This is a genomic window from Armatimonadota bacterium, assembly GCA_013314775.1.
Lineage (GTDB): Bacteria > Armatimonadota > Zipacnadia > Zipacnadales > JABUFB01 > JABUFB01.
Genome location: JABUFB010000016.1, coordinates 1 through 25188 on the forward strand (window position 1 = coordinate 1; position 25188 = coordinate 25188).

Here is a 25188-nt window from a genome sequence, read left to right on the forward strand (position 1 = left end):
CGCGCGGCGAACTATCCGGGATGGAACTACTCATGAGCGTAAAAGAGCGTGACTGTCTGAAGATCGTTTCGCAGTTGGCAGGACCCGGCGGTGGTGCCGGCAAGTTGACCCAGGCCCAGGCCGCGGTCAACTGCTGGCCAGCTCGCGCCTTAGTTGAACTGCTCTGAGCGCCAGGCATATTCCAGGCTCGCGGCCTATTGGTGCCAAGCTCTGGCGGCACCGGCTCGTGGCAGTTCTCGGTTCCGAACGTAGCGATCCTTACCGAGCAGTTCAACGGGATGAACGCCCGGCACGCAGAAGGCTAAATGAGGTTTCATTGGCGCCTCGCATTACCCACTCCTCGGCACTAATTGCGCCTGGGGCAGCAGGAGACTGGGGACCGGGAGCCGAATCTGTGTACCGTATGGGGGGCTGTACATGCTGGGTGGGGATGCTACCCGTTTCACACGGGAAACCCAGGTCGAGCCTGCTCGACCCACGAGGTGGTCGCCATGAGACACAACCGCCCCCTCCTCATGCCCCCGCTTGCTCTGTTGGTTGCGCTCGGACTGGCGGCAGATGTCTGCCACGCGCAGCAGACCCCGTCGCAGGCCGCCGGTCTCACCCTCCAGGCACTCACCGCCGAGGACCTTGACGCCATGGAGCGACATACGGGGTACCGCGTCGGGGTCCAGGTGGTCGCCGTGGCTCCGGGAAGCCCGGCCTCTGTGGGGCTGCGGGCCAATGATGTGATTTTCCTCGTGGGCGAAAGCCCGGTGGCTTCTCCCGAGGCGGTAGACCAGGCGCTTGTCGGCAGAACCGGCGAGATCATCATTGGCGGCATCCGCATGGGCGCGGACGGGAACGGAGAAGTGTTCGAAGCCCGTATCAACCTGTCTGTTCAGGCCGCTGTACCGCAGCAAGCAGCGCCCGCGTCAGACCCTCAGACCCAGGAGAAGCTGCGGGCGCTGGATGCGGCAAGGGCTGCGGGGATACTGTCCGATGCTGAGTACGCCCAGAAGCGGGCGGCCCTCATGAATGAGGCCGGCCCAGCGCCCGGCACGGTTCTTGTGACAGCCCCGGCGGACGGCCTGCTGACATATGCAGACCCGCAGGGCCGCTTCTATCTCCGTTACCCCCCAAGCTTCCAGGCGAGACTACGTGAGGACAACAACGGGGTCGATCTTGTCCGAGGTCAGGCCACCGGCTCGGTCTTCGCCTTCGCCGGGCAGGGCACGCCGCAGGAACTGCTGGCGGCTTTTCACGGGTCCGTGCGGCAGCAGACGCGGGACTACAGGGAACTCACCCAGGGCGAAGTGCCGGTGGGGGCCTTGCAGGGAGTCATGGTGGAGTACACAGGAATCAGCCCCAACGGCGTTGCGAGCCATGCGACTATGACGGCAGCGGTTGGGCAGGGCTTTGGTTACCTGTTCATGCTCACAGGACCCGAGGCGGACTTCGCTGCGTGTCGCGCAGATTGGGACGCGGTCCTTCGGAACTTCAGCCAGCAGCCCCCCGCTCCACCCAACGCAACGCCGGCCACCGGACCGGGCGCCGCGCTCCCCCCCGTGCCCAGCGCCGATCCGCTCAACGCCTACCTGGACATGCTGGATTTCATGCGAACGCAGGCCTTCGGGCGCCCGGTGAATACGCCGCCGGCAGACAGGCAGCGGCTGGCCGCGCTCCTTGAACAGGCCGATGCCCAGGCCCGACAGAACGTCATGCAGGCACTGCAGACGGTGCCCCAGGTCTGGGCAGAGCTCCAGCAGAAGTGGAATGCCGCGGATGAAGCAGCGCGCGCGGAACAGCGGCAGCACTGGGCGAGACAGATGCTCCTGCCCACCTTCGTCTACCCGCCACCCCTGGACGTGGAGACTTTCCGGGGGCGTAATGACCGCGTGGTCTTTGAGCATCCGAAGGGTTGGGTCGTGGCACAGACCGAGGCGGAAGACACCCAGTACCTGTATCTTGGTCCCGGGGGCACCGAGACCACCTGGAACCAGGTGCTGGACCCCGCCAGCAGCCCGCCGGGAGCGCTCTTTGTCGTGATGCCGACACCTGCCGAGGTCGCGGGCGTCAATTACATAGACGCCGCTCGCATGGCGGCCCAGCAGTACGTGGCGACCGCAGGCGCCAACATGACTGAGATCAACGCAGCCGATCTGACTGGAGGAGCCATCGTCACCCTGCGCGGACGCTACCCCGGCCAGGCCGAAGACAAGTTCTATTGGGTGGGGGTGGTCAAGTACGGACCCGACTACATTCTTGCGGGGCGCCTCGGCGGGCCTGTTTCTCAGGCAGAATCCCTGGTGCCGGCCTTTTCGCACATGGTGATGACCATGGAGCTGAACCCGCCCGAGGGAGACGCCGGCTATGGCGGCGCGATGGTGGACTACTACACATCAAGACTGGGGAACATCGTCGTGTCGTCTTCGTGGCATTGAGGCGGCCCGACCCGGCGCGAGGGGAACGGCCTGTCACCCCCGTTCGGGGGCTCAAGGTGCATCGTGGGGCGGCAATCCAGGGGCTTCAGCACCCGGCTACAGGCTGTCGCCCGATCCGCGGGATGCGAGGCAACGGCGCGGGGCCATAAGGGGACGTTGAACCTGAATTCGGCTCCAGCAGGCACGCATCCCACGAAACCGATGCTCCTGGGGCCCTTGCGCTTGACACCTGCAACGCGTTCCCACTACCATTCCTCAACCTGAATCTTCGAGGGAGTGTGGTCCCCTGTTCGTTCTGCTCGATGCCCACGATTACCGGCGGGCGCGCTGGATCTTCGCTGCCTTCCTTTGCCTGTATGTAACCACTGGGCACTTCTTGCTCGATATCACCGACTGGGAGATCACCTTCGAGAACATGGAGGGCATTCTCCGGGGGGAACTGCATCTGGACACGGAGATGATGCCGGACTTCGGGGGGATGAGCTACGGCGTTGACGGCAAGGTCTACTCCCCGTTCGGAATCGCGCAACCGATCCTGGCAATGCCCTTCTACCTCGCGGGTCTGGCTGCGGCGAAAGTCGTCCCTCAACTCCCTGAGCGGATCGTGACGCGCACCGCGGTGATGTTCTTCAATCTCGTGCTGGGAGCCCTGACGTGCGCGGTTCTCTACCTGATACTCCGATCGCTGAGCCTGCGCCCTACGGCCGGGTACGCGGGTGCGCTGCTCTATGGTATCGCGAGCCCGGCGTGGCCTTACGCGCGAACCTTCTACGCCAATCCTCTGGCCGGGTTCCTGCTGCTGATGATCGTCTGGTATCTTTACCGGGCGCGGTGGGAAGGTAACCTCAGGGCGGCGCTCTGGGCCGGGGCTTTCGCGGGACTGAGTCTGCTGGTGCGGCACCAGTTCACCATCGTGGCGGCCCTGGGCGGCCTGATACTCCTCATCCCCCGGGAAAACACTCGGGCTGCGTGGGTTGCGGCTCTTCGTCTTGTGGCTGCCTACGCGCCGTCGGTGTCCTTGGCGATGATACTCTGGGGATGGCATAACGACGTCCGCTATGGAAGCTGGATGCGGATGGCAGGGTCGGACTGGCAGCGTATCGGGGATACCCCTATCTGGCGAGGTCTCGCCACGCTCTTCATTAGTCCAGGCAAAGGCCTCGTCTGGTATGCCCCCGTGGTGCTGCTGGCGCCCCTGGGGCTCAGCCTGCTGTGGCGCAGGCACCGGGGCTTCGCCGCCTGTTGTCTGGTGATGATCGGGGCGCTGGTCCTGCTCTATTCCAGCATCACCGTTCCGGGCGGCCACTGGTGCTGGGGGCCGCGGTTCATGGTGGATATCCTTGCGCTCCTCGGTGTTGCGGTCGCTGTGGCCTTCGATCGCTGGGCGAATTGGGCGCGTGGGACAAGAGTGGCGGTGGGTTTGCTCATCGGGGCAAGTGTCGCGGTGCAGCTTCTGGGCTGTTCAGTGAACGTGATGCATACCTATCGGCGCATCAATGATACCGGCGCTTCCCCGCAGCACCATGAGTTTGAGTGGCGCTATTCCCCGTTGGTGAACGCCGCCATCGCGCTGGCCACTGAAATGCGGTGGACACCGTTGGATCTGTCTGTCTTGAGGTCCGGCAGCCCTCCGAAAGACTTCCGCCGCGACCTGCGTAGAACCCTGGATTACTGGCCCGCACTGGCCTGGCGCGTCGGAGTGCCGTGGCCGGTGCTCCTACTGTTCCCCATTCAGTTGCTGGTGACGGGCCTGGCCTTCAGACAAGCAGGACGGGTAGTACGCGCGGGACCGGTCACTCCTCCCGCTCAGGGAGCGGAGGGATAGGCCCGGTGTGCCACGCGGGCTCAAGGAGCGGCAGCAGCCTCGACCGGGGAACTGTGTCGGCCAGTGCAAGGCACCGCGCCGCGATCCGTTGCTCAAAACGGCCACCGGCCGTCTGCCACAGACCGATTTGGATTGCGCCGGTCAGTCGGTGGACCGAATTGCCATAGATGGTGAATCTGAGAACCCATATTCGGTGAGCTGCCACCCGCCTGGGGCAGCTGGCACGGCACGACGAGGGCGACGGTATCCTCCGTCCACCCGGGGAGACCACCGCCCTGCCTGCCCACTGCAACCGGTGGGTTTTTTCTGCTCAATGGGTTGCCCTTGGAAGTCTTGTGTTGGACCTAGATGTGTGCTATTGTCTTGAAGGGAATCTTCGTAGTTAGCTGGCTCCAAACCGCTGCGGCCCCGATCAGTCGGTGGCCCGGCCAAAACAGCGTCCGCGGCTCTCACATCCAGCGCGCCCGCAGGCTTCGGAGGTCTGTTGACCGTGGCAGAGAACTCCAGCGAATTTGAGACCTTGTCCCAGGCCGGCACCGCATCTGCAACTGAATCCGGCATTTACTGCACGCGCTGCGGATATCACAACCCTCCGGGCCGCGGCGCTTGCGTCATGTGCCTCAACTTCCTCCTCGACCACTCCGCGGGGGCCAACTGCCCGTCTTGCGGCGCCAGGAACCCGTCGGGCTCCCGCTTCTGCTCGCGGTGCGGGGCCCTGATCGATGCGACTGCGATTGCCGTTTTCAGCCGGCCCGAACTCGCCGCCAAGGTCCTCGATGCGGTCGGAGACCTGGGCATCGCGGAAGGTGTCGGTGAAGAGGCCTACGGTGACGAAGAGGCTTACATCGGCGAAGCCGTCGACCAGTATGACGAAGAGCCCGGCGTCTTCGAGGAGCTCGAAGAATATGCCGAGCCGATGACAGTTGAGGGTGCTAAGCCGGAAGCGGTGGTCGTGCCCGACGAGAGTGTTCCCGGGCCGATGATCGAGACCCCGGAGCCGGCGGACGAGATCGCGCCGGACGAGGACTTTTTCGCATCCGCTCCTGCCATCGTGGACACGAGTGAGGATGATTTCGCTCCGCCGCCTCCGCCGGGAGTCGTGGCTGAAGAGGACGAGTTTGCTCCGCCGCCTCCGCCGGGAGTCGTGGCTGAAGAGGACGAGTTTGCTCCGCCGCCTCCGCCGGGAGTCGTGGCTGAAGAAGACGACTTTGCTCCTCCACCGCCACCGGGCGTGGTGGAAGCGGAGGAAGACGAATTCGCCCCGCCGCCTGCTCCCGGTCTGATCGAGGAAGAGGACGAGTTTGCGCCGCCGCCGCCACCGACTTTCGACGAGATCAGTGACGAGCTTCCTCCACCGCCTCCGCCGGCGATCGACGAGGAGTTGCCGCCCCTGGAGCCTCCCGCCGCCGCACAAGAAGCCGACTTCGGAGGCTGGGAGCTTGAGAGCGAAGAAGACGAGGAAGAGGACGATCAGTCGTCTTCATAGATTTTGCACTTAGCGGACCGATCGCGCGCAGGCATTGCGATGAACCAGATCGAGACGGCCTTTCGCCAGGTGAGAGAGCAGATCGACGAAGCAGCCCGGCGCGCGGGTCGTCTGCCCGAACAGGTGACGCTGGTAGCGGTCACGAAGACCCGGTCGATTGATGAAATCCGCGAGGTCGTTGCAGCGGGAGCAGCCGATCTAGGCGAGAACTATGTGCAGGAGATGGTTGCTAAGCACGAGGCTCTCGCGGACTTGTCCGGTGTCCGGTGGCATGCGATCGGCCATCTTCAGCGCAACAAGATACGACAGATCGCAAGCTTCTGCAGCCTGATCCACTCAGTGGACAGTACGCGGCTTGCCGACGAGATACAAGCCAGGGCAGCAGGGGCCGGGCGCACTCAGCCGGTCCTGCTTGAAGTGAACATAGCAGGAGAAGACACTAAGTTCGGTCTCGCGCCCGGCGACGTGGAAGCCGTGGCGCAGCATGTCAGTTCGCTCAATCATCTTGAGCTGCGCGGCCTCATGGGCATGACGCCATATGCAGCAGATCCGGAGGAATCCAGGCGGTATTTCCAGGCCCTGCGGGAGCTGTCGGAAAAGCTGGCGGCGAACCTGCCCCCCGGCAGCATGACGGACCTGTCCATGGGCATGACGCAGGACTTCCAGATCGCCGTGGAAGAGGGCGCTACCCTCGTTCGAGTGGGGACGGCGATCTTCGGCAAGCGCCAGGAGGCCTGAGGGCTGACTGGCCTTACAACCGGGGCACTCTTGGTCGCATGCAAGTCATCACAGTATGCCGGCTTCGGCCGGCGCTCGAAGCAAACATCACATACTATTTCGCTGCAGCACTCTGGTTTCGCCAGGAGGGACCCCACTGTGAGTCAGACCGTCTGGGAGCGCGCGCTCGATTTCTTCGGCCTTGGTCTGGACGATGGATACCACCGTCACTCCGCGATGCGGTCGGAGACCGTACACGAAGAGGAGCGAGACGAAGGCGTCTACCACCTCAATCCACCGCGCCAGTCAACCGTCGCGGCGACCGTGCCCCTGGTACGGGCCGAACCCCGCAATATTGATGAGGCCACTATCGTCGCCGACGAGATCAAGCGACAAATCCCCGTGATCCTGAACCTCGAGGGCACCAATCCCGAAGAGGCGCGGCGGATCCGAGATTTTCTCGCAGGCGTCACCTATGGCCTCAACGGTTTCATGAAGAAACTCGGGAACTGGGTCTATGCCTGCTCTCCTTTCGATATGCCCATCGAGCGCCTGATCCTGGACGGCTCGCGCATAGGCGAATCCAGGTACGAGGATGACGAGTACGAGGACGAAGACACGTACTGAGCGCCCGGAATTGGGGCGATGGGCTTGCATGAGGTGTGATTGTGGCTGATTTCGCTTTTCAGCTCGGCGTTGTGGGTGCGGGGAAAATGGGGGGCGCACTCATTCGGGCTCTGGTGGCGCGTGAACAGATCGATCCAGCCCGGATCATCGCTGTGGACGCCGCCCCGGCCGCCCTCGAGCAACTGGCGGCTGACTGCCCGGACGTGGTCACAACATCGGACCTCGCGCGGGTTGCCGCGGAAAGCGAAGTCTTCCTGATCGCTCTCAAGCCTCAGGTCTTCGCTGATGCTCTTCAGCCCGTGAAATTCGCCCGGCCGGCGGGGCAGACGGTCCTGTCCATCATGGCAGGCGTCTCCATGAGCCGGATCGTGGAGTACTTCGGGCCAGAGACGCCGGTCATTCGGTGCATGCCCAACGTGTGCTGCGAGGTGGCACAGGGCGCCTTCGGCTACTCGGCCAATGAATACGTGCCGGACGATCACCGGGCGCTGGTGGGCAGCTGGTTCAATGCAATCGGCGCCGCGGAAGAGCTTCCTGAGAATCTCCTGGATGCTGTGACCGGGCTTTCCGGCAGCGGCCCGGCTTTCGTCGCCACTTTCATCGAGGCTCTCGCGGACGGGGGCGTTGCAGCCGGTCTCCCACGCGCCGTTGCCCAGAGACTGGCGGCGCAGACGGTGCTCGGCGCGGCCTCATGGGTTATGGAAAAGGGCGGCCCCGCACAGCTCAAGGACACGGTCTGCTCACCTGCCGGGACAACCATCACCGGATTGCGCGCGCTGGAGGCCCGGGGACTGCGCTCGGCAACCATCGAGGCCGTCGTCGCCGCCGCCGAGCGCTCGCGCCAACTTGGAGGATGAGCCGCCGGCCGACGCGGCGTCGCGAGGCTTGAGTTCTGCTCGCCACACCAGCCTCTGCGTCTGGCGCACTTCATGCTCCCCAGCAGCCCCCTGCAGAATCGCCCCCTCCGTGCATTGGCGCGGCCGGACTTGCTGCGTCTGGCGCTGGTCGTGGGTTTCGTCGCCGCGATCTTCGGCGTGGTTCACGGCCTGTCCGGAGCGCGTCGCTGGTACGTTCCCACCGCTTCCGTTCCCCTCCAGGGCGATGTGCTCTATCGTGCTGGGATGCTTCTCAAGTCGGTGCCGCTCGGAACCCTTCGCAAGCTGGCGCTGGATCCCGAAGACATCCTTCATTCCGGCATCGGCGCGTATGAGCGCCTCGCTCTGCGGGAGGACTCCCCGAACGCCTCGGCCATGTACCGGCTTGCGATCATCTACTCAAAGCGCGGTTTCCCTGAGCACGGCAGCTCGCTGTTCGACCGGCTCGTTACGCTGGACGGACAGAATGCAGACCTGTACTTCGCGGTCTCCAGTGTCTATGAGACGCGCGCGGTCGGGCGGGGTGAGCTGCTCAAGGCTCGCGATGTCATCGCTCCGCGGCGCGACTGGATTACACGTCTGGCACTGGTCGACTGCCTGCGCCGCGCAGGGGATGACAAGGCTGCGCAAGAAGTGATGCAGGAGATTGACCGGCGCACCCGCAGTTTCGCCTGGATTCTGGGGGCTGTGGCCCTGACCTACGTCGCTGTGCTCGTTGCGGGCGTCGGCTTCCTTGCGGTGGTGGCATACCGCAAGCTCTTCACAATCCAACCCGAACATGAGTTGCCTACGCCCCAGGTCTACTGGACGGTTCTTGAGGCCGTCGAGGCGACCGCTGTGCTCATCGCGGGCATGGTTCTGGCCGGGCTGCTCTCCGGGATACTCCTGGAGAAGCTGGACCTCGACAATCGCGCGACTTGGGCGGTGCCGGTGGCCGCGATTCTAACTTACCTACTCTTCGCCGCACCCGCACTGATCCTGATATTCCGCCGCACCGCCCGGCACACTATCCGCCCTCTGCGTGCGCTGGGCTTCCGCGGCCGGTTCCAGCTGACGCTGGCAACCACGGGTCTGCGCGCTTACTGCATGTTCGTGGCCGGCGCGGCGCTGGCCGCACTCGCCGCACGATGGCTGGGTGTCAGTCCCCTCGCGGCGAGGTCGCCCATCGAACTGCTCCAGTCCGCCCGAGGCCTGCCGGACATCGTCGCCTACTTCATCCTTATCTGCGTGCTTGCTCCGCTGGTGGAGGAGACGATCTTCCGCGGATACGTGTACGCCGGGCTGCGCACGCGTTTCGCCACGCCGGCGGCGGCTGTCCTGAGCGCGGGAATGTTCGCTCTCGCGCACCTGAACATGGCCCCTTCCGGGATGGCGGCGGTCGCTCTCGTCGGCGTCCTGCTGGCGTATCTTTACGAAAACACCCGGTCGCTGTGGCCCGGTGTGATTGTCCACGCATTCCACAACATGCTGGCGTTCCTACTGATTCTTGGGGCGGGGATCTGACCCCCTGCCCGGCCGCCGTTCTGCGAGCAGAACAATGCCCACCGCAACCCTGAGACTGCGCGTGATTCCCCGGGCCCGCAAGGATGAGATCGCCGGCGAGCGCGATGGCGCCTTGGTGGTTCGCCTGAAGGCCCCGCCTGTGGAGGGTGCGGCCAACAAGGCGCTGCTGAAGTTCCTCGCTTCCAGGATCGGGGTCAGGCCCGGCGATCTGGAGATCGTTTCCGGGCACCAGTCGCGGGACAAGGTTGTCCGGGTTGAAGGGCTCAGCCAGAGCCAGGTCGACGCCGCCGTGCGCTGATCAGCCGCGGGGCTGCATGCACCGCACCGTCCCCGACCGGTCCACGAGATATAGCCGCCCCGGAGTTGCCGCGATCCCGTTGAAAACCGGCGGCGAGGACAGCCTGTATTCCGCCCGCTTCTCTCCTGTATTGGCCTGCAGTGCCCAGAGGACCCCGCCAAGCCGTCCCTCGAAGGCAGCCAGAGGGTCGTCAGCAGGGACAACATCCGGCGGGCCGGCGGCAAACAGGGTGTCGCCAGCTTTGGCCAGGGCTTGCACCCGGACAGGTGCCCGTAGCTGCCAGCGGCCGCCCGACGTCCCTGCGAACCTGAACGCGCGCCCAACTTTCCCGGTTACAGGCTCCGCAGCGACGGAAGTACCGTGGTTCTGGTGGCCCGAGACGTCTTTCGCGTCGCCCTCGAATGGGAAGTGGAGAACAAGGGTCGGGTCTTTCGGGCGCTCCCTGCCCGGGTCAGCGTACTCGGCTGCGATCTCCTCCGGCGACAGCGCCCGATGGTAGACGCGTACCTCGTCAATCAGGCCTCGAAATGCGAAAGGCGATTCGTACTCACCCACGCCGCTGCCCGCGTCCGCGCCGACTTCGCTCGCCTGACCGGGGGCGTTGCTGAGCAGCTTGCCCTGTGGCAGCGTGGCCGCGCATTGACCGTTCACCCAGACCTCAAGCTGTCCGCCTTCTCGCGCAACTCCCGCCAGGTGCGTCCAGCCGCTTCCGACTGGCTCCGGGGCGGTGACAGTGTATGCTATGTCAGCAACCCGGGTAACGAAACACGGCTTCCCGTCACGCAAGTAGAGGGCATATCCCCAGTTGAGCCCGCCGCGCGCGAAGACCGCACCGTCGGGGCCCTCGGCCTTCACCCAGGCCTCGACTGTGAGAGGCTTATTGGCCGGAGACAGGCTCGGCGAGTTCGCTACCGACACCTGCGAGTGAGAGTGCTTCGATGCAGCTTGCAGCAAGTAGCCTTCTTTTCCGGGGGTGAAATACACCTCGGGGTCCAGCATCTTCAGGGAGTCAAACATGCGCACCAGGTACAGCGTGTTCTGGTCGTGCACCATGATGCGGCCCCAGACCCCGGGCCCGAAGGACCAGAACGCCCGCTTGAAGTACGTGTCGTCCAGCATTCCACTGTGGGTGCGGATACGTTGCACGCCTCCGGTGGTGGGCTGCAGGTCCGGGCCGAAGGTCATGCCCCGCATGTACACCCGCACACCGTCGCCCTGCATGATGTCGGTGAGCGCGCCCTGCGCCGGGTTCAGATTGTCCTTGAACTCTTCGAAGGGCGTCTCAGGGCCGTCAAGGCGCCGCTCATGCACGGGCTGCCCGGTTCGAATGTCAACAGCCAGCACCCGGATGCCCCCATCAAGATGAGACGACCGGCCAGCGGCGACATACGCCAGTTCCCGTCCCTCCGGGTCCTGCTGTACCAGTACGCTCCCGTGCAGAGGCCATACCGATTCCAGTTGGCCGAAGACTCCGATGCGCCGATCCTCAGGGGCAAGTCGCAGCTTCCAGGCGAGCGCCCCGTCATCGGCGCGCAGGCAATACAGGTAACCGTCCGCGGACCCGAACAGGAGCAGGCCGTCGTGCCATGTCGGCGGCGAGTCAATGCGCGCGCCGGCCGCGAAAACCCACGCGCGCGAGCCATCGCGGGCATTCAGGGCGACCACATGGTGCTGATCTACCTGGGCGACGAATACCTTATCCGCAGCCACGACTGGCGCAGTGAGCTTCCCCCCAATCTCCGCCGTCCAGGCATCCACCAGGTCAGGCGGAACCTTCGCCTCGGTGGTCCCGGAGCGCATATTGTCGCCCCGGAAAGTAGGCCAGTCAGTCTCGTGGGCGGGTTGTTGCGCCGTCTGTGCCCAGTCATACGCCGGGCCGCGCTCGAGCCAGGGGCCCGGTTGTCCTGCGGGGGGGCGCAACGCCTGGGGTATCTCGGGAGCCAGGGCGTTGAAGCCGTTGAGCTTCTCTTCGATGTAACAGACACAAGGGTGCGGTGGGGCATAGTAGATGCCATTCGCCGGCATCATACCCAGGTGACAGGTCCCGCGCACCCAGTTGTTCACCGAGTGCCGGCCATTCTCCAGGTCCAGGAACTCCGAGCCGCGCCGGCTGGTGATGACGTACCGCGTCGTGGCTTTGTTGCGGTAGCAGCGGTGGTGATGCGGGGCCGAATACACGTTACCAGTGGCCACCTGCTTTTCGATCTTTCCCGTCCGGAGGTTATAGCCGTTCAGCATGAGCGGCCAATTATTGCGGGCGGTCTTGCCCTGGCTGAGGAAGGATACCTGCCCGAAATCAGTCCCCCACGTCCAGACCAGGCCGTCGATAACGAATACATCCTCCCACTGGAACCAGAGCCAGCCGATGTCGCGCTTCGGCGTTGACCAAAGTCGCTCCCCCGTATCCGCCGAGAGCGCGATCAACTGGTCCCGTCGTCCGTGGAGCACTACTTCGTCCTTGATAATTACCGTCCCCACGGTCGTTGCAGTGCTCTTGTCTTCCACCTGCGCTCGCCAGAGTTCCGTCCCGGTCGCGAAGTCCAGGCAGACCAGCTCTCGCCCGTCAATCAGACAGATGCGCCTGCCGTCCGTAGCCGGGTTGAGGGCCGGGTCAACAGGGGTCTCGGGCTCCTGGCGCCACGTGGGGAAGTATTCCATGCTCGAGCCACGGTAAGTCACCGCCGACTGCCACAAATGCTTGCCCGATTTCGCCTCAATCGCCACCAGTCTCAGCCGCCCGTCCTCGAACACCGACAGCAGCAGCACGCCGTCCTGATAGAGAATCTCCCGTGTGTCTTCAGTACCCGGGTATGTCTGAATGACTTGGCCCGTAACCGCATCCAGCTGGCTCACCGCCGCGTGGTAGCCGAGGGTCACATAGACACAGTCGTCCGCTGCCACAAGGCGCCAGGGCAGGTTCACCGGGAGATTATCCGGGCGGTCGGTGAACCAGGAGTCCTTCCACTCGCGCCACCCCCAGCCCTCGATTCGCACTCGCCATAGAAACATGCCGTTGAAGGCATCCAACGCCACTAGCGACCACTTGTCAGGCAGGTCGTGCTGGCCGGTGAGGCTGATCGGCGCCTCGTCCACGATGTAGAACAGGCGGCCTTTGGCCGTGACGACGGAACTCACGCTGGAGTCAGTGTCATGTGACCGAAGCCACAGGGGCCCGTTGAGCCACTGGTAGTGTTTCGGAGGGCCCACGACCGTATCTTCCGCGACCGGGTTGCCGTCTGCTCCGTGCAGGAAATGGGTCCACTCGTCGATCTCGGCGGGCCAGGGCTTCACCAGCTTCCGCCAGGTAGGGCCCTCGCGGATATATGCGACCCCATTGGGGGCCAGCACGCGCAGCATCTCGGCGTCCTCAGGGGGCTGAGTGGCTTCCACCACGATCAGGTTCACCAGATTCTCGGCGTAAGGCAGTCTGCCGCCCGACCATTCATCCACCGACACAGGCCCGTATAACCCGAGGTCTCGGATGTGCTCACGCGCGGCCCGGACCTTGGCAGCATCACGCTCGAGCCCCTGAACGATGTAGCTCTCCTTAGCTCTGAGGGCTGCGGTCAGCTCGCCGGTGCCACAGCCTACATGCACGATGACCCCGCCACGAATACCGGTCTCATTGAGGATTCGGACCGCCAGTTCTTCCGGCTGCGCAGCAGCGGTGCAGGCAAGCAGGAGGAGGTTCAGGCTCCAGGCCTTTCGCAAATCACACGCTAGCCGGGCCATGCGGTGCTCCTTCCGGGACGTCCCGCCTCGCCCCTATCTGTATTTGAGGTGGATTTCCAGCTTCTCCAGCGCGATATTCTGTGCGCAATAGGGTATCCGATGAATGATGTACACGTCGGCCCGATTCTGCCCCAGGTTGCAGGCGCCCGGCGGGATCCGGAAATCCACTCGCAGCAGTTTCTGGTCCGGGTCCACCGGATAGCGCCCGGTGCCGCCCGATGCAGGCTGGGGAGCGGGGGAGAAGATCTGCGGGTCCTTCCAGTCGTGGTCCACCGTCACCGTCTCCAGTTCCACCCCATTGAATCTTGCGCCAAACTGGTCGCCCTCGCGTGCGCCGAAGATTATCGTGCGCAGGATTAGCTCCTCGACTGAATCCGCAACGTCGCGCACCGGGTCGCAGATATGCACATCCAGCGGGGCGGCGGCCCCGTCGTTCCTCAGCTGCAGGGGCAGCGGCGAGAAGGCATTGCGGTTGAAGTACCCCTCGGCCCAGGGATACCCGCCGCGCCGCTCCACCGCGAACACCTTGTCCTCGCTTGCGAGGGTATGCGGGCTGCCGACCTCGCAATACGCCTGTCCCTGGGCGTGGTGTTGGCCCTCGTTGAACTCAGCGCGTCCCCAGCGGTTGGCGATGTACTCGTGGCACATTTCCGGAGACGCATTGGCCCAGTTGAAGGTGGCTACACTGTGGGCGCCGCGGGCCCACCAGTTCCCGAACACGCCGCGCAGGAACTCGATGCTCTGAAAACGGTATCCGTCGGTGGCGTGGTGGTCGTCAAAACACGGCTGCAGCTTCACATTGCAGCCCGCTGTGGCTCGTGAGAAGCCCTCGATGTCCACGTTCATCGACCGAGAACCCAGGGTGAGAATATCCACCAGTCCCTCCTGCGCCCAGGTCTCGACGTCAAACCCGTCCGCGCGGCAGCCGTCCAGCGTCTCCGGGATGCGCGTGGCCAGCAGGTATGGCCTGCCACGCTGGAGCGCGGCGTCCTGCAGCATCTGACGCACCATGCGGACGAACTCGGTCACCTCGCCGCGCAGCTCCCACTGGCGCCCAGGCGGCAGGCAGGGGATATGCCGCGCAAAGTCGAGCTGGAAGCCGTCAAAGTCGTACTTCCCCGCAAGCTCGCGCAGGATGGCCAACTGGTACTCGCGCAACTCGGGGCACGCGTAGTTCCACAGGCCCTGCCACCACCAGGTCTTGATGACCCAGTCGGGGTGCTCTCGCTTCACCGGGTTCACTTGATCCATCATCAGGCCCATGCCGGGCTCGAGTTCTTCGGTGGGTGCGAGATCGACTTCGCTCACCCGGTGGTTCCAGAAAGCCTCCAGACCGCGCGAGTGAGTAGCCCTCAGCAACTCTGCGACCCAGTCGATTCCTTGGTCCCACCAGAGCCTGATTCCAGGGTGCTCCATCCGCGGGAGCACTTCGCTGGGGTACATCGCCCAGCTTCCGGCGCCGATGTCCCAGCAGAGGGTGTCCACCTGCGAACCGGGCTGGTCGAAGTAAGCGAAGCGGAACTCCAGCCACTCTTCGAAGGGGGCTCCCAGTTGCCCGTGGGCGTCATACTGGACGAAGATACGCCGTCGGCGATTGACGGCATCGGAATGAGCGGCTGACAGGTTCACCGGTACCGCCTCCCCGGGGATGGGTGATGGCGTGCGAATCCACCACTCAATGGTGGATCTTCCACCACTGAGTGGTTGATTTGCACAGATCGGCTCTCACTACAGCCCCAACCGGCGGCGGACTGCCTCCGACTCAAGCTCGCGAATGGCGTCCCGCGCGATCCAGCGGGCACTGCGCGTGCCTTGGTCCAGGATGCGCCGGGCGCACTCAATAGCGGCCGCGTTGAGCGCCGCATTGCGCTTGCCCGTGTTGCGCAGGGCCCAGTTGACTGCCTTCCACACGAAGTTCCGCTCATCCCAGGCCTCGCGCTCCATGATGTCCAACCAGCCGACAAAGACCTCATCCCCGGCCGTCTTGTCATGCACCGTCAGTCCCGCGATGAGTGCGAAAGCGGAGCGCTTCACGAACTCCTCCGGCCTGCCCGACCACTCCACCACTTTGCCATACGCATGCGGGGTGCGGTCGAACAGGTTACCGCAGCACTGGTCGCAGATATCCCAGGAATCGAAGTCCTCAGCCCAGCGATCCATTTGCGCAGGGGTTACCTGGGCGGGGTCATCCACCATCGAGGCCATCATGCGCGCTTCGTGGATCTCCGTGTCCCACAGGGCGAGCGCCAGTTCGTGGTCGTTGCGGTATGCCCGGGCGATCTTGCGCTGGACCGGGACCCTCACGCCCAGCGCCCGGTCAGTCCTGATGCCGAACCGCGCCATGCCCTCCAGGTCCTTCGGGTTCGCATTTGCCCGCAGTTCGCCGAGGGCCGCTTCCAGCCGTTCCGCACAGGTCATGGCGTGTCACCCCCTGGGCCGAGCACTACGATTTCCCGCAGGCGCACGATGTTGTCGGTCATGTTGGGTCGGGTAAAGAGGACCCGCATCGTCTTTGTGGTCACCGGCTCGAACTCCAGGCGAGGATTGACCTGGAGGACCCCCGGACTTGTCGCCACCGTCCGCCAGCCATCGCCTTCAGGAACCTGGATTTCGAAGCCCTGGGGGACATACTGGAGCTGGTCGCCGGAACCTTCGTGGCTGTAGAAGTACAGGCCCACTTTGGATATCGTGCGCGGTTCGGGGAAGTCCAGTTGAAGCCAGTGCTGTTCCGGTCCATCACCTGACAGCCAACGGCTCAGCTGGTCGCGGGTGATGAGGCCGTCGATGGCCCCGTGTGGAGCATAGCCACCCTTGCCGAAGTTCGAATCCGCGGATGCGATGGTTCCACTCTCCGCAGAGGCCAGGTTCGGCGGCACAAAGGTGCCATAGTCTGGAAGGCCGCCCAGTTGTTCCAGCATGGCCCGCACCCGTTCCCCGGCAAGCCGGCGTGGGGGCACTCCCTCCAGGAGGCACAGGGCCGCAGCACACCCGGCGGCTTCCCCAAGGGACATGGTGGTGCCCATGACTCGGACCGATCCGTGGGCGACGTGATCCACGCTGACTGGACGCCCGGCGACAAGCAGGTTCTCCACCTGCAACGGCACCAGGCATCCGTAAGGGATGTCATAGGGCCTGCCCGGGCGCGCGCCCGAAGCGTCGCCCGTTCCGTCGGGGGAGTGAATGTCAATGGGGTAGAAGCCTCGCGCGATGGCGTCCGGAAAAACCGCGCCGGACAAAGCCTCCTCACCCGTGAGTGTGTACTCGCCGATGATTCGTCGGCTCTCTCTCACACCGATGAACTCGGCGGTGCTGGCGAGATAGCACTCTTCACACCCGGGCACGTATTCGCGGAAGAAGGGCACGAGGTCCAGCGCCTCCCGCAGGGCCTCCACGTGGGAATAGGTGAGGTCTTCCACCTTGAGCCCGTCCACTTCCGGCACGTTGATCATGTTCACATTCACCGCACCGTGGGCGCCTATGACTATGGGCTGGATCGCGGCTCCCCCGGCGAAAGTGGCCTTATAGTTGCCTTCGCTTCGGGCCTTGCGGATCATCTCGGGGATGTCCTTTACCACCGGCATCAGACGCGCGGTGTCCACATTGGCCAGCAGGAAGACCAGGGTCTGGGTCTGGGTCTCGTCATCGCGGCCGCGGCCAATCTCGAAATGGGCGCCCGACCATGCCGCGACATCCCCGTCGCCAGTGCAATCGATCACCATCTTCGCACGGATCGCCTGGGGCCCGGACTTGTTCTCCACGATGATGCCACGGCAAGCCCCATTTTCCACGATCGCGCCCACGGCGAGGCTGTAAAGCATGAGTTTCGCGCCGGATTGTCGCATCATGTCCAGGAGCACATACTTGATGACCTCGGGGTTCCAGGTTTGATCCGGGCCACCGGTTGCCTTCAGCCGGTCCACGAACTCTTTCGTGATGCCTTGGGTCAGCCCCAGGTTCATTGCGGGTGGAACCAGCCCGAGAGTGGCCATGCCGCCGAGAGAGCCGGATCGTTCCACCAGGAGGACATCGGCGCCCATTCTCGCAGCCGTCACCGCCGCCGCGACGCCGGCCAACCCGCCGCCCACCACCAGGACTTCAGGCGTGGCAATCACGGGCGCGTCCACACAGCGCCGGATGGTTTCACCCGTGGGCTCAGGCCGCACGACCTGCAGCGCTGCCTCCGTGCGCACCCGCGGGCGTTCCGGGGCAGTGCGGTTGCGCTCGTCTCCTGCCTCCCGGGCCGTTCTGATGGCCTCTGAATCGGTGCCGATCAGTCTCGGGTTGTCCACGATCACCTCCGCCGGCCGGGGGCGCGTGAGTACCGGGATTTGCAGGCCCATGCGCCGCACGTCAGACAGGTCCACCCCCGCAGCCGCTGCATTGGCCAGGGCAACCTCAACCGTGGTCCACTTTCCCGGCTCCAGTGTGGCTGGTCGGAGGTACTCCGTATCCCGGTTGCCCACCACGAGATTGATCTCCACCGCGTCAGCGCCGGGGTTGAGCAGGTCCACGGCGAGGGTCTGGTAAGGGGTCCAGTTCCGGTAGCGCAAGCCATTGCGGGCATCGCGGGCCTCCACCATGCCCACGCCGTCCGCGGAAGGGTGGAGCATAAACCGGACGCGCATGGCCCCGTCGCCTTCAGTGCGGGGCTCGCGGACCGGCTCCACCAGGGCAAGGCGTACCCGGGAGGCGAACTGGTCAGCGTCCGCCCGGGTGTCCAGGGGAGACAGGAGGGTGACCTCCTGCGCGTGTGAGATGCAGAGACAAAGCAGGGCCAGCAGTGCGAGGGAGTGCTTCACGGCGACCTCCTCAGATGGCGCAGATGCGCGGGAGGAGGTTTCGCCGCGGGGTCACGGATTGCCTTCCGGCGGAGCCGTCGGGTGCTTCATCTCGAAGGTGCCCTCATCACCGAGAACGCCGGCAAACCCTTCGCCGGTCAGCCAGTCAAGCGCCCGCTGGTCGCCCTTGAGATAGGCGTCCCAGAAAGCCACCGAGCTCTGCAGAATGATGTCGTGGTGCACGGTATCCTTTGTCCCATCGCCGCGCCTGCGGGCACCGGAGAAGACCATGTGGTCGCCATCCTGCAGGATCAGAAGGTACTGATCGGCCCGGGTGATGTTGTCATACGGCACGCGACGGGCTTCGGGCTGGGTGTCGGTGACGATGGACGAGTCTGCGGTGCCGGTCATGTGAAAACAGGGGGTGGCGATTGCGCCGTACGCTTTGGCCGGATCGCTCTTCCCCATGGGAGCGGGGCTCATGGCAATGGCGGCCTTCACTCGCGCATCGCCGAAGCTGAACTCTCGGTTGCCAGGCAGTGGGAATACCTGACCGATGGCCATGAGGGTGGTGTGCGCACCGAAGGAATGCCCGGCGAAGCCGATGCGTTCCAGATCAAGCCTCCCGTGAAGCACGGGGTCAGCGGCCTGTAGTGCCTCGAGCTGGTCCAGCGCGAACTTGATGTCGAAGCCGCGTTGTATGGTGTTCTGCCCATTCGCAGCGGCTTTCATGCTCGCCATCGGGTCTGCCTGTCCACGCCACGCGGCGTCGTCACTGCCCGGATGCTGAATGTGGACGCACAGGTAACCCCAGCTCGCCCAGTGTCGGCCCAGGTACTCGTAGCCGCTGCGAGTTCCCCCGAGACCGTGGGAGAAGACGATCAGCGGAAGCGGGCCGGGCGCGCCTTCGGGGACATACAGGCGCACCGGCATGACGCGGTCGCGCGCGGTGTCGGTCCAGTCTTGCTCCATGACGCTGACGATGTACGGCCCTGGCTTCGAAGCGCAGGGAGTGGGTTCCGCGCAGGCGCAGCCGAGGCAGAATGTGAGGGCGATGAGGCCAGGCATCCAGCGGTGCATGGGTGAATACCCCTCAAAATCAAAGGCAGTTCCGGAGGATCTCACGCATACATGGACGGATCAAAGAAGATGAAGTTCAGGGCGACTGTACTCGGTGATGAGAGGGACGGCGGGTTGCGGGCCGCCTTCACGGTCCGCAGCACTCTTGGCTGGAGGCCTTCAACCGCGTGCTGCAGCGCGGGGCGACGTGTCTGGCGGTCATCTGCCCACGGGGCTTCCCAGCTTCCAGCCACCGTCCGCGTGCTCGATCTCCACGATCCAGACCCGCTCATTGGGCGTGGAGTTCGGCCTGTGGAAGCTGGTATACAGCTTGCCGTCGAATCCCCGAAATACGCAGTTGTGGCCACCGTCCTGGGCGATGACCGGCTCCGCCGACTGCTGGTAGGGTCCGGTGATGGTCGGCGCAGTGGCGAACCCGGTGCAGTAGCCGTCTCTGGCATTGAAGCTGGACCAGAACAGGTTGTACACCCCGTCGCGAAGAATCATCATCGGGCCGTCGATCACGTGATTGCACCAGGTGGCGGACTTGCCCCGGAACAGGAAGTGGGGCGTGCCAGTGAGTTCCGAGTAATCCGGGGCGATACGCTGGGCCCACATCTCGCCGATCTCGCACTGCACCCACTCGTGGACGTAGATGAACCACTCGGTTCCGTCGGCATCAGTGAACAGATGGCCGTCGAGGCACTCCCATTCCGGCGGGGTCAGGGGCCGGTCGGAGAGATTCACGAACGGGCCCAGTGGTGAGTCACTCACCGCCACGCCGGTGCCACGGCAGGTGGTGTCGGAGTTGCCGGAGTAGAAGAGCCAGAATCGCCCCTTGCGGTGTACCATCTCGGGGGCCCAGAACTGGTACGCGGCCCAGGCAGGGTTCTCCTGGCGCTGCAGGATGAACCCGTGGTCGGTCCAGTCGATGAGGTCCTGCGAGCTGTAGCAGCGGAACCCGCCGGTCTCCTTGCCCCAGAAGTCACCCGTGGAGCCGGTGAGGTAATAGGTGCCCTCGTGGGGCATGATCCACGGGTCGCGCATGTGAATTTCGCTGGCGAGCATCGGCGAAGCCCTCCCGTATGTCTCTCAGTCCAGCTGCAGCACCGCCATGAAGGCCTCCTGCGGAACCTCCACATGCCCCACTTGCTTCATCCGCTTCTTGCCTTCTTTCTGCTTCTCAAGAAGTTTGCGCTTGCGCGTGATGTCGCCGCCGTAGCATTTTTCCAAGACGTCCTTGCGTAGCGGCTGGACCCGGGTGGAGGAGATCACCCGCCCGCCAATAGAGGCCTGGATTCGCACCTCGAAGAGCTGCCGCGGGATGGTCTCTTTGAGCTTGCTGCAGATGCTCCGGCCGCGCCTGTCCGCGAACTGACGGTGGGTGATGACCGCAAGTGCGTCCACCGGGTCGCCGTTGATAGATATCTCCACTTTCACCAGGTCGGACTCCTGGTACCCCGCGAGCTCATAGTCCAGCGTTGCATAGCCCCGGGTCGCGGACTTTAGGGCGTCGTAATAGTCCACAATGATCTCGCCCAGGGGTAGTCGGTAATGGAGGGCCACACGGTCCCCGTACAGGTAGTCCATCCTGTCGAAGACACCCCGCCGGTCCTCGGAAAGCTGCATGCAGGCTCCGACATACTTCTGGGGGGACATAATGGTCGCGTTCACAACAGGTTCTTCAAACACCTCGATCTCGCCGGCGTCCGGAATCTGCGCAGGGTTCTCCACCTCCAAGACCTCTCCCCGCTTGTTCATGATCCGGTACACGACGCTGGGCGCGGTGGCCACGAGGTCCAGGTCGTACTCGCGTTCGAGACGCTCCTGCACGATCTCCATATGCAAGAGACCCAGGAATCCACAACGGAAACCGAAGCCCAGGGCCGCGGATGTCTCCGGCTCATACTTGAGCGAGGCGTCGTTCAAAGAGAGCTTGTCCAGCGCATCCTGCAGGTTCCGGTAGTCCGCATTGTCCGTCGGGTACAGCCCGCAGAAGACCATAGGCTTCGCGGGGCGGTACCCCGGAAAAGGCTCGGTCGCGGGGTTTTTCGCGTGGGTGATGGTATCGCCCACCCGGGCATCCTTGACTCCTTTGATGTTGGCCATGAGATATCCAACATGCCCGGCAGGCAGGGATTCCGTGCGGCTCATGGCGGGGCTGAATACCCCGACCTCGGTGACGTCGAACTCCTTACCCCCGGCCATCATGCGGATGCGGTCGCCGGGCTTCACGAGCCCGTCCTCTACCCGAATATAGGCGACCACGCCTCGGTGCTGGTCGAATTCAGAGTCAAAGATCAGTGCCCGCAGCGGGTCGTCATCCTTCCCCGATGGTGGCGGCACGCGGTCCACGATGGCCTGCAGGAGTTCCTCGACACCTTCCCCCGTCTTTCCGGAGGTGAAGACGATCTCATCGGCATCCAGGCCGAAGGTCTGCTCGATCTCCTCGCAGGCATGATCGCGGTCGAACAGCGGCAGATCGATCTTGTTCACGACCGGGATGATCTCGAGGCCCTCTTCCAGCGCGAGATAGGCGTTTGAAACCGTCTGCGCCTCCACGCCCTGGCTGACATCCACGAGGAGCACTGCGCCCTCGCACGCGCGCAGTGCCCGGGAGACCTCATACTGAAAGTCCACGTGGCCGGGTGTGTCGATGAGGTTGAGCAGGTATGTCTCGCCATCGGCGGCCTGCCAGCTCATACGAACCGCACTGGCCTTGATGGTAATGCCACGCTCGCGCTCGAGGTCCATGGAATCAAGAACCTGGTCCATCATTTCGCGCTGGCTGATAGCCCCGGTGCGCTCCAGCATGCGGTCGGCGAGAGTGCTCTTGCCGTGGTCGATGTGAGCGATGATGCAGAAGTTACGGATGCGTTCCTTGGGTGTCATCGAGTGCGTTGATCGTCTCCAGCCCTGCAGCCAGTTACGGAGGGGGACTTCACAGGGAATGATTGGTGGTGAGATTGTAGCCGAATCTGCGGATTCACGCCAGTGGGGGAAGGCGCGAGAATGGCAGGCATTGCATCAAATGCGGGGTCTGGGGCCAATTGCCCCAGCGGGGTGCAGGGGCAGCGCGCCTGCGAAGTGTCCCTCAGGTCCTTCCCGCCGTTCGCCGCATCTAGTGCGGGCGACGATTACCGACGATCTGCCGGCTCTCGTCGCCCGTTTGGATGCGATGCTGTCGCAGAAAGAATAACCCCCTCGCCCTACCCCTCCAGTTCCCCAATCACTTCCTCGAAGGCGTCTATGCTCTCGTCGGCCTGCTCCTTCGTGATCACAAGCGGCGGGGCGACCCGCAGCACATTGCCGTGGATGCCCACCTTGCCGCAGACAACGCCCTTCTCTGCCATCCTGCGGATCACCTGGTTGGTGATCTCCGGCGCGGGCTCCTTCGTCTGGCTGTCCTTCACGAACTCCAGGCCGATGACAAGGCCCTTGCCGCGCACGTCGCCCAGGATATTGCTGCGTTCCTTGATGTCCTCGAAGCGCTCGATCATGGACGCGCCGACCGTTGCCGCGTTCTCCGCCAGGTTCTCGGTCTCCATGATGTCCAGAACCGCGTGGCAGGCGGCGCAGGCGATGGGGTTGCCGCCGCTGGTACTGCTCATCTCGCCGGATTCGAGGATGTCGAACAGCCGCGCTTCAGCCATGAGCGCCGCGGTGGGCATACCGCTGCCGATTCCTTTGCCCAGGCAGAGCATGTTCGGTGTAAGGCCCTCATGTTCGATGCACAGGTACTTGCCGGTGCGTCCGAAGGACGCCTGGACTTCGTCCACGATGAACAGCGCACCCTGGTCCGCGGCCCACTGCTGCACTCTCGTCAGCCACCCCTCGGGTGGGAAAATGAAGCCCGCGCCGCCTTGGTACGGTTCCACAATGACCGCGGCGAGGTCCCCGGTGGAGGCGGTCTGCATGGCATGGTCCAGGAAGCTCAGGCAGTGGAACCCGCAGCTTTCGGGCTTCATAGCGAAGGGGCAGCGGTAGCAGTAGGCATAGGGCGCATAGATGTGCCCTGGCATCAGCGGGCCCCACTGCTTCTTGGTGCCGATGCTCCCGGCGGCGCTCATCGCGGTCCCAGTGCGGCCGTGGAACCCGCCCCAGAAGGAGAGGATCTCATGCCTGCCGGTGAAGCGTCTCGCGAGGCGCATGGCCGCCTCAGTGGCTTCGGAACCGGTGGTGAGCATGAAGCAGCGATCCAGGTTCTTCGCGCAGGCGGGCATTGACTCCACCAGGCGCTTCGAGACGGTGATGCGCTCGGGTGTGGGGTAGGCATAGGGGCACATGAGCTTCGCCACGGCGTCCTGGATCATCTGGACGTGGTGGGGGTGGCAATGGCCCACATTGGTCACGAGAACGCCGCTGGTCCAGTCGATGTAGGTGTTCCCATCGACGTCTGTGACGATGCAGCCGGAGGCGCTTTCCCAAACCAGCGGGGCATGCCCGGCGTAGCCTTTGCACTCATACTGCTCGCCGATCTTGAGCAGTTCGGCGGATCTGGGTCCGGGGAGGTTGTAGTTGGGCATGGGGGTCAACTCCTGCAGAATGCTGCTCTGAATCGTTGGAGGCGAAGGGTAGTCGCGGGCAAGCCCGCGCCCACAATGAGGCCGGATGGATGCGCAGATCTGAAGGTTGGAAGAGCACTCAGAGATGTTACCAGCGCCAACGACGACAGGCATCGGCGTTGCAGGCGCAACCGCTTGCTGGAGAGCGCCTGCTCGCGGCTGCCCTTCGCCGTCCGCCTGCCCATCACACCTCCCGATACACCTTTCCACCCAGCACCGCGTCGATCTCCGTGTTCACCGTATTGGCGGGCTCGCGGCCTTCCAGACACGCCTTGATGTCATTCACGATCTTGTAGCGGATATCCCAGCCGGCTTCCACCGAACACCAGCCCAGATGCGGTGCGAGGGTCGCGCCCGGCTGGCTGAACAGCTTCATATCCGCAGGAGGCGGCTCGACTTCGTACACGTCGATGCCCGCTCCCGCGATCCAGCCCTCATCCAGGGCCTTCTCCAATGCCTCGGTGCGGATCACGCCGCCCCTGGACGTGTTGATGAGATACGCGGTGGGCTTCATCATCTGAAGCTGAGGCTCGTCGATCATGTAACGCGTCTCGTCGTTCAGCGGCGTGTGCAGGGTGACGATGTCCGCCTCTTTCAGCACTGTCTCGAGATCGTAGGTCTCCTCAATGCCCAGGGCGCCTTTCTGCCGTTCGTCGATGTACGGGTCGCAGACCATGATTTTCATGCCCACCGCTTTCATAATGCGGTAGACCCGGCCGCCTATGCGCCCGCAGCCGATGATGCCCAGCGTCGAGCCGAAAAGGCGGTGGATGTCGCCCAAAGGCGAGAAGTCCCACATCTGCTTCGCGCTGGAGTCCTCCAGGATGCGCCGACCGGTGAACAGCTTCCGGGCGCAGGCGAAGATGAGCGCAACCGCCTGCTCGGCCACTTCGGTGCAGCAGTAGTCGGGCATGTACGCGAAGCGAATGCCGTGCTTCGTGCAGGCCGCCACGTCCACGTTGTCATAGCCGATGCCATGGCGGATGAGCAACTTGCACTTCTCGCAAGCCGCGATGACCTCTTCGTCGAACTTCGCCATGTTCACGACGATGATGTCCGCGTCCCTGATCTTCTCAATCAGCTCGGACTTCGGCGCCAGCTTGAGTTGGTAGGTCTCGAATTCCACGTCGGGCATCTGTGCGAACAGGTCGGCCTCCCAGTTGAGGTCTACCTCGATGTAATCGGTAACCACGACCTTGGTCTTCGCCACGTTGTCTCTCCTCGGGTTTTTTCTCACGCGGGCAGCCGCGATTATCCGCGGAGGGCATGATAGCCTCGCGGGCGCCTGCGGGCAAGCACA

At 64.1% G+C, this 25188-nt stretch carries 17 protein-coding genes; 8 read left to right on the top strand and 9 right to left on the bottom strand.

What is annotated here, in order from left to right:
- The first annotated feature begins 491 nt into the window (after nt 1-491).
- The 8 genes from HPY44_19155 (at nt 492) to HPY44_19190 (ending at nt 9754) form a co-directional block, all read left to right on the top strand.
- The gene (locus HPY44_19155; protein NSW58130.1) at nt 492-2423 is read left to right on the top strand and encodes a hypothetical protein; all 1932 of its coding nucleotides are present in this window, start codon (nt 492-494) and stop codon (nt 2421-2423) included.
- Nucleotides 2424-2799: 376 nt separating this feature from the next.
- On the top strand, nt 2800-4248 hold the full coding sequence (locus HPY44_19160; protein ID NSW58131.1) for a glycosyltransferase family 39 protein: 1449 nt from the start codon (nt 2800-2802) through the stop codon (nt 4246-4248).
- A gap of 490 nt (nt 4249-4738) precedes the next feature.
- The gene (locus tag HPY44_19165) at nt 4739-5734 is read left to right on the top strand and encodes a zinc ribbon domain-containing protein (GenBank protein NSW58132.1); all 996 of its coding nucleotides are present in this window, start codon (nt 4739-4741) and stop codon (nt 5732-5734) included.
- A gap of 39 nt (nt 5735-5773) precedes the next feature.
- Nucleotides 5774-6472, top strand: coding sequence for a YggS family pyridoxal phosphate-dependent enzyme (locus HPY44_19170; protein ID NSW58133.1), 699 nt, complete (start codon nt 5774-5776; stop codon nt 6470-6472).
- A 138-nt stretch (nt 6473-6610) separates the two neighbouring features.
- A complete protein-coding gene (locus tag HPY44_19175; protein ID NSW58134.1) occupies nt 6611-7078 on the top strand; it encodes a cell division protein SepF in 468 nt (155 codons plus the stop codon).
- Between the two features lie 41 nt (nt 7079-7119).
- Complete coding sequence (gene proC, locus HPY44_19180) at nt 7120-7935, top strand: pyrroline-5-carboxylate reductase (protein ID NSW58135.1); 816 nt, start codon at nt 7120-7122, stop codon at nt 7933-7935.
- Between the two features lie 72 nt (nt 7936-8007).
- Complete coding sequence (locus tag HPY44_19185) at nt 8008-9456, top strand: CPBP family intramembrane metalloprotease (protein ID NSW58136.1); 1449 nt, start codon at nt 8008-8010, stop codon at nt 9454-9456.
- A 34-nt stretch (nt 9457-9490) separates the two neighbouring features.
- The gene (locus HPY44_19190) at nt 9491-9754 is read left to right on the top strand and encodes a YggU family protein (protein NSW58137.1); all 264 of its coding nucleotides are present in this window, start codon (nt 9491-9493) and stop codon (nt 9752-9754) included.
- On the opposite strand, the gene HPY44_19195 is transcribed toward HPY44_19190, so the two are convergent.
- From HPY44_19195 to HPY44_19235, 9 genes are all read right to left on the bottom strand, one after another.
- Nucleotides 9755-13486 (bottom strand): PQQ-binding-like beta-propeller repeat protein, encoded by a 3732-nt coding sequence (locus HPY44_19195; GenBank protein ID NSW58138.1) that lies wholly within the window; start codon nt 13484-13486, stop codon nt 9755-9757.
- Nucleotides 13487-13519: 33 nt separating this feature from the next.
- Complete coding sequence (locus tag HPY44_19200) at nt 13520-15115, bottom strand: family 10 glycosylhydrolase (GenBank protein NSW58139.1); 1596 nt, start codon at nt 15113-15115, stop codon at nt 13520-13522.
- Between the two features lie 99 nt (nt 15116-15214).
- A complete protein-coding gene (locus HPY44_19205; protein NSW58140.1) occupies nt 15215-15904 on the bottom strand; it encodes a DNA alkylation repair protein in 690 nt (229 codons plus the stop codon).
- Nucleotides 15901-18285 carry an FAD-dependent oxidoreductase gene (locus tag HPY44_19210; protein ID NSW58141.1) on the bottom strand — a complete coding sequence of 795 codons (2385 nt, stop codon included), beginning with the start codon at nt 18283-18285 and terminating at the stop codon, nt 15901-15903. The genes HPY44_19205 and HPY44_19210 overlap by 4 nt, the downstream gene beginning before the upstream one ends.
- A 51-nt stretch (nt 18286-18336) precedes the next feature.
- Nucleotides 18337-19344 carry a hypothetical protein gene (locus HPY44_19215; GenBank protein ID NSW58142.1) on the bottom strand — a complete coding sequence of 336 codons (1008 nt, stop codon included), beginning with the start codon at nt 19342-19344 and terminating at the stop codon, nt 18337-18339.
- Nucleotides 19345-19542: 198 nt separating this feature from the next.
- Nucleotides 19543-20391: a family 43 glycosylhydrolase gene (locus HPY44_19220; protein ID NSW58143.1), complete on the bottom strand. Its 849-nt coding sequence runs from the start codon at nt 20389-20391 to the stop codon at nt 19543-19545.
- Between the two features lie 24 nt (nt 20392-20415).
- Nucleotides 20416-22215, bottom strand: coding sequence for an elongation factor 4 (lepA, locus tag HPY44_19225; protein ID NSW58144.1), 1800 nt, complete (start codon nt 22213-22215; stop codon nt 20416-20418).
- A gap of 317 nt (nt 22216-22532) precedes the next feature.
- Nucleotides 22533-23849 carry an aspartate aminotransferase family protein gene (locus tag HPY44_19230; protein ID NSW58145.1) on the bottom strand — a complete coding sequence of 439 codons (1317 nt, stop codon included), beginning with the start codon at nt 23847-23849 and terminating at the stop codon, nt 22533-22535.
- Between the two features lie 223 nt (nt 23850-24072).
- Nucleotides 24073-25098 carry a C-terminal binding protein gene (locus tag HPY44_19235; GenBank protein ID NSW58146.1) on the bottom strand — a complete coding sequence of 342 codons (1026 nt, stop codon included), beginning with the start codon at nt 25096-25098 and terminating at the stop codon, nt 24073-24075.
- Between the last annotated feature and the right edge of the window lie 90 nt (nt 25099-25188).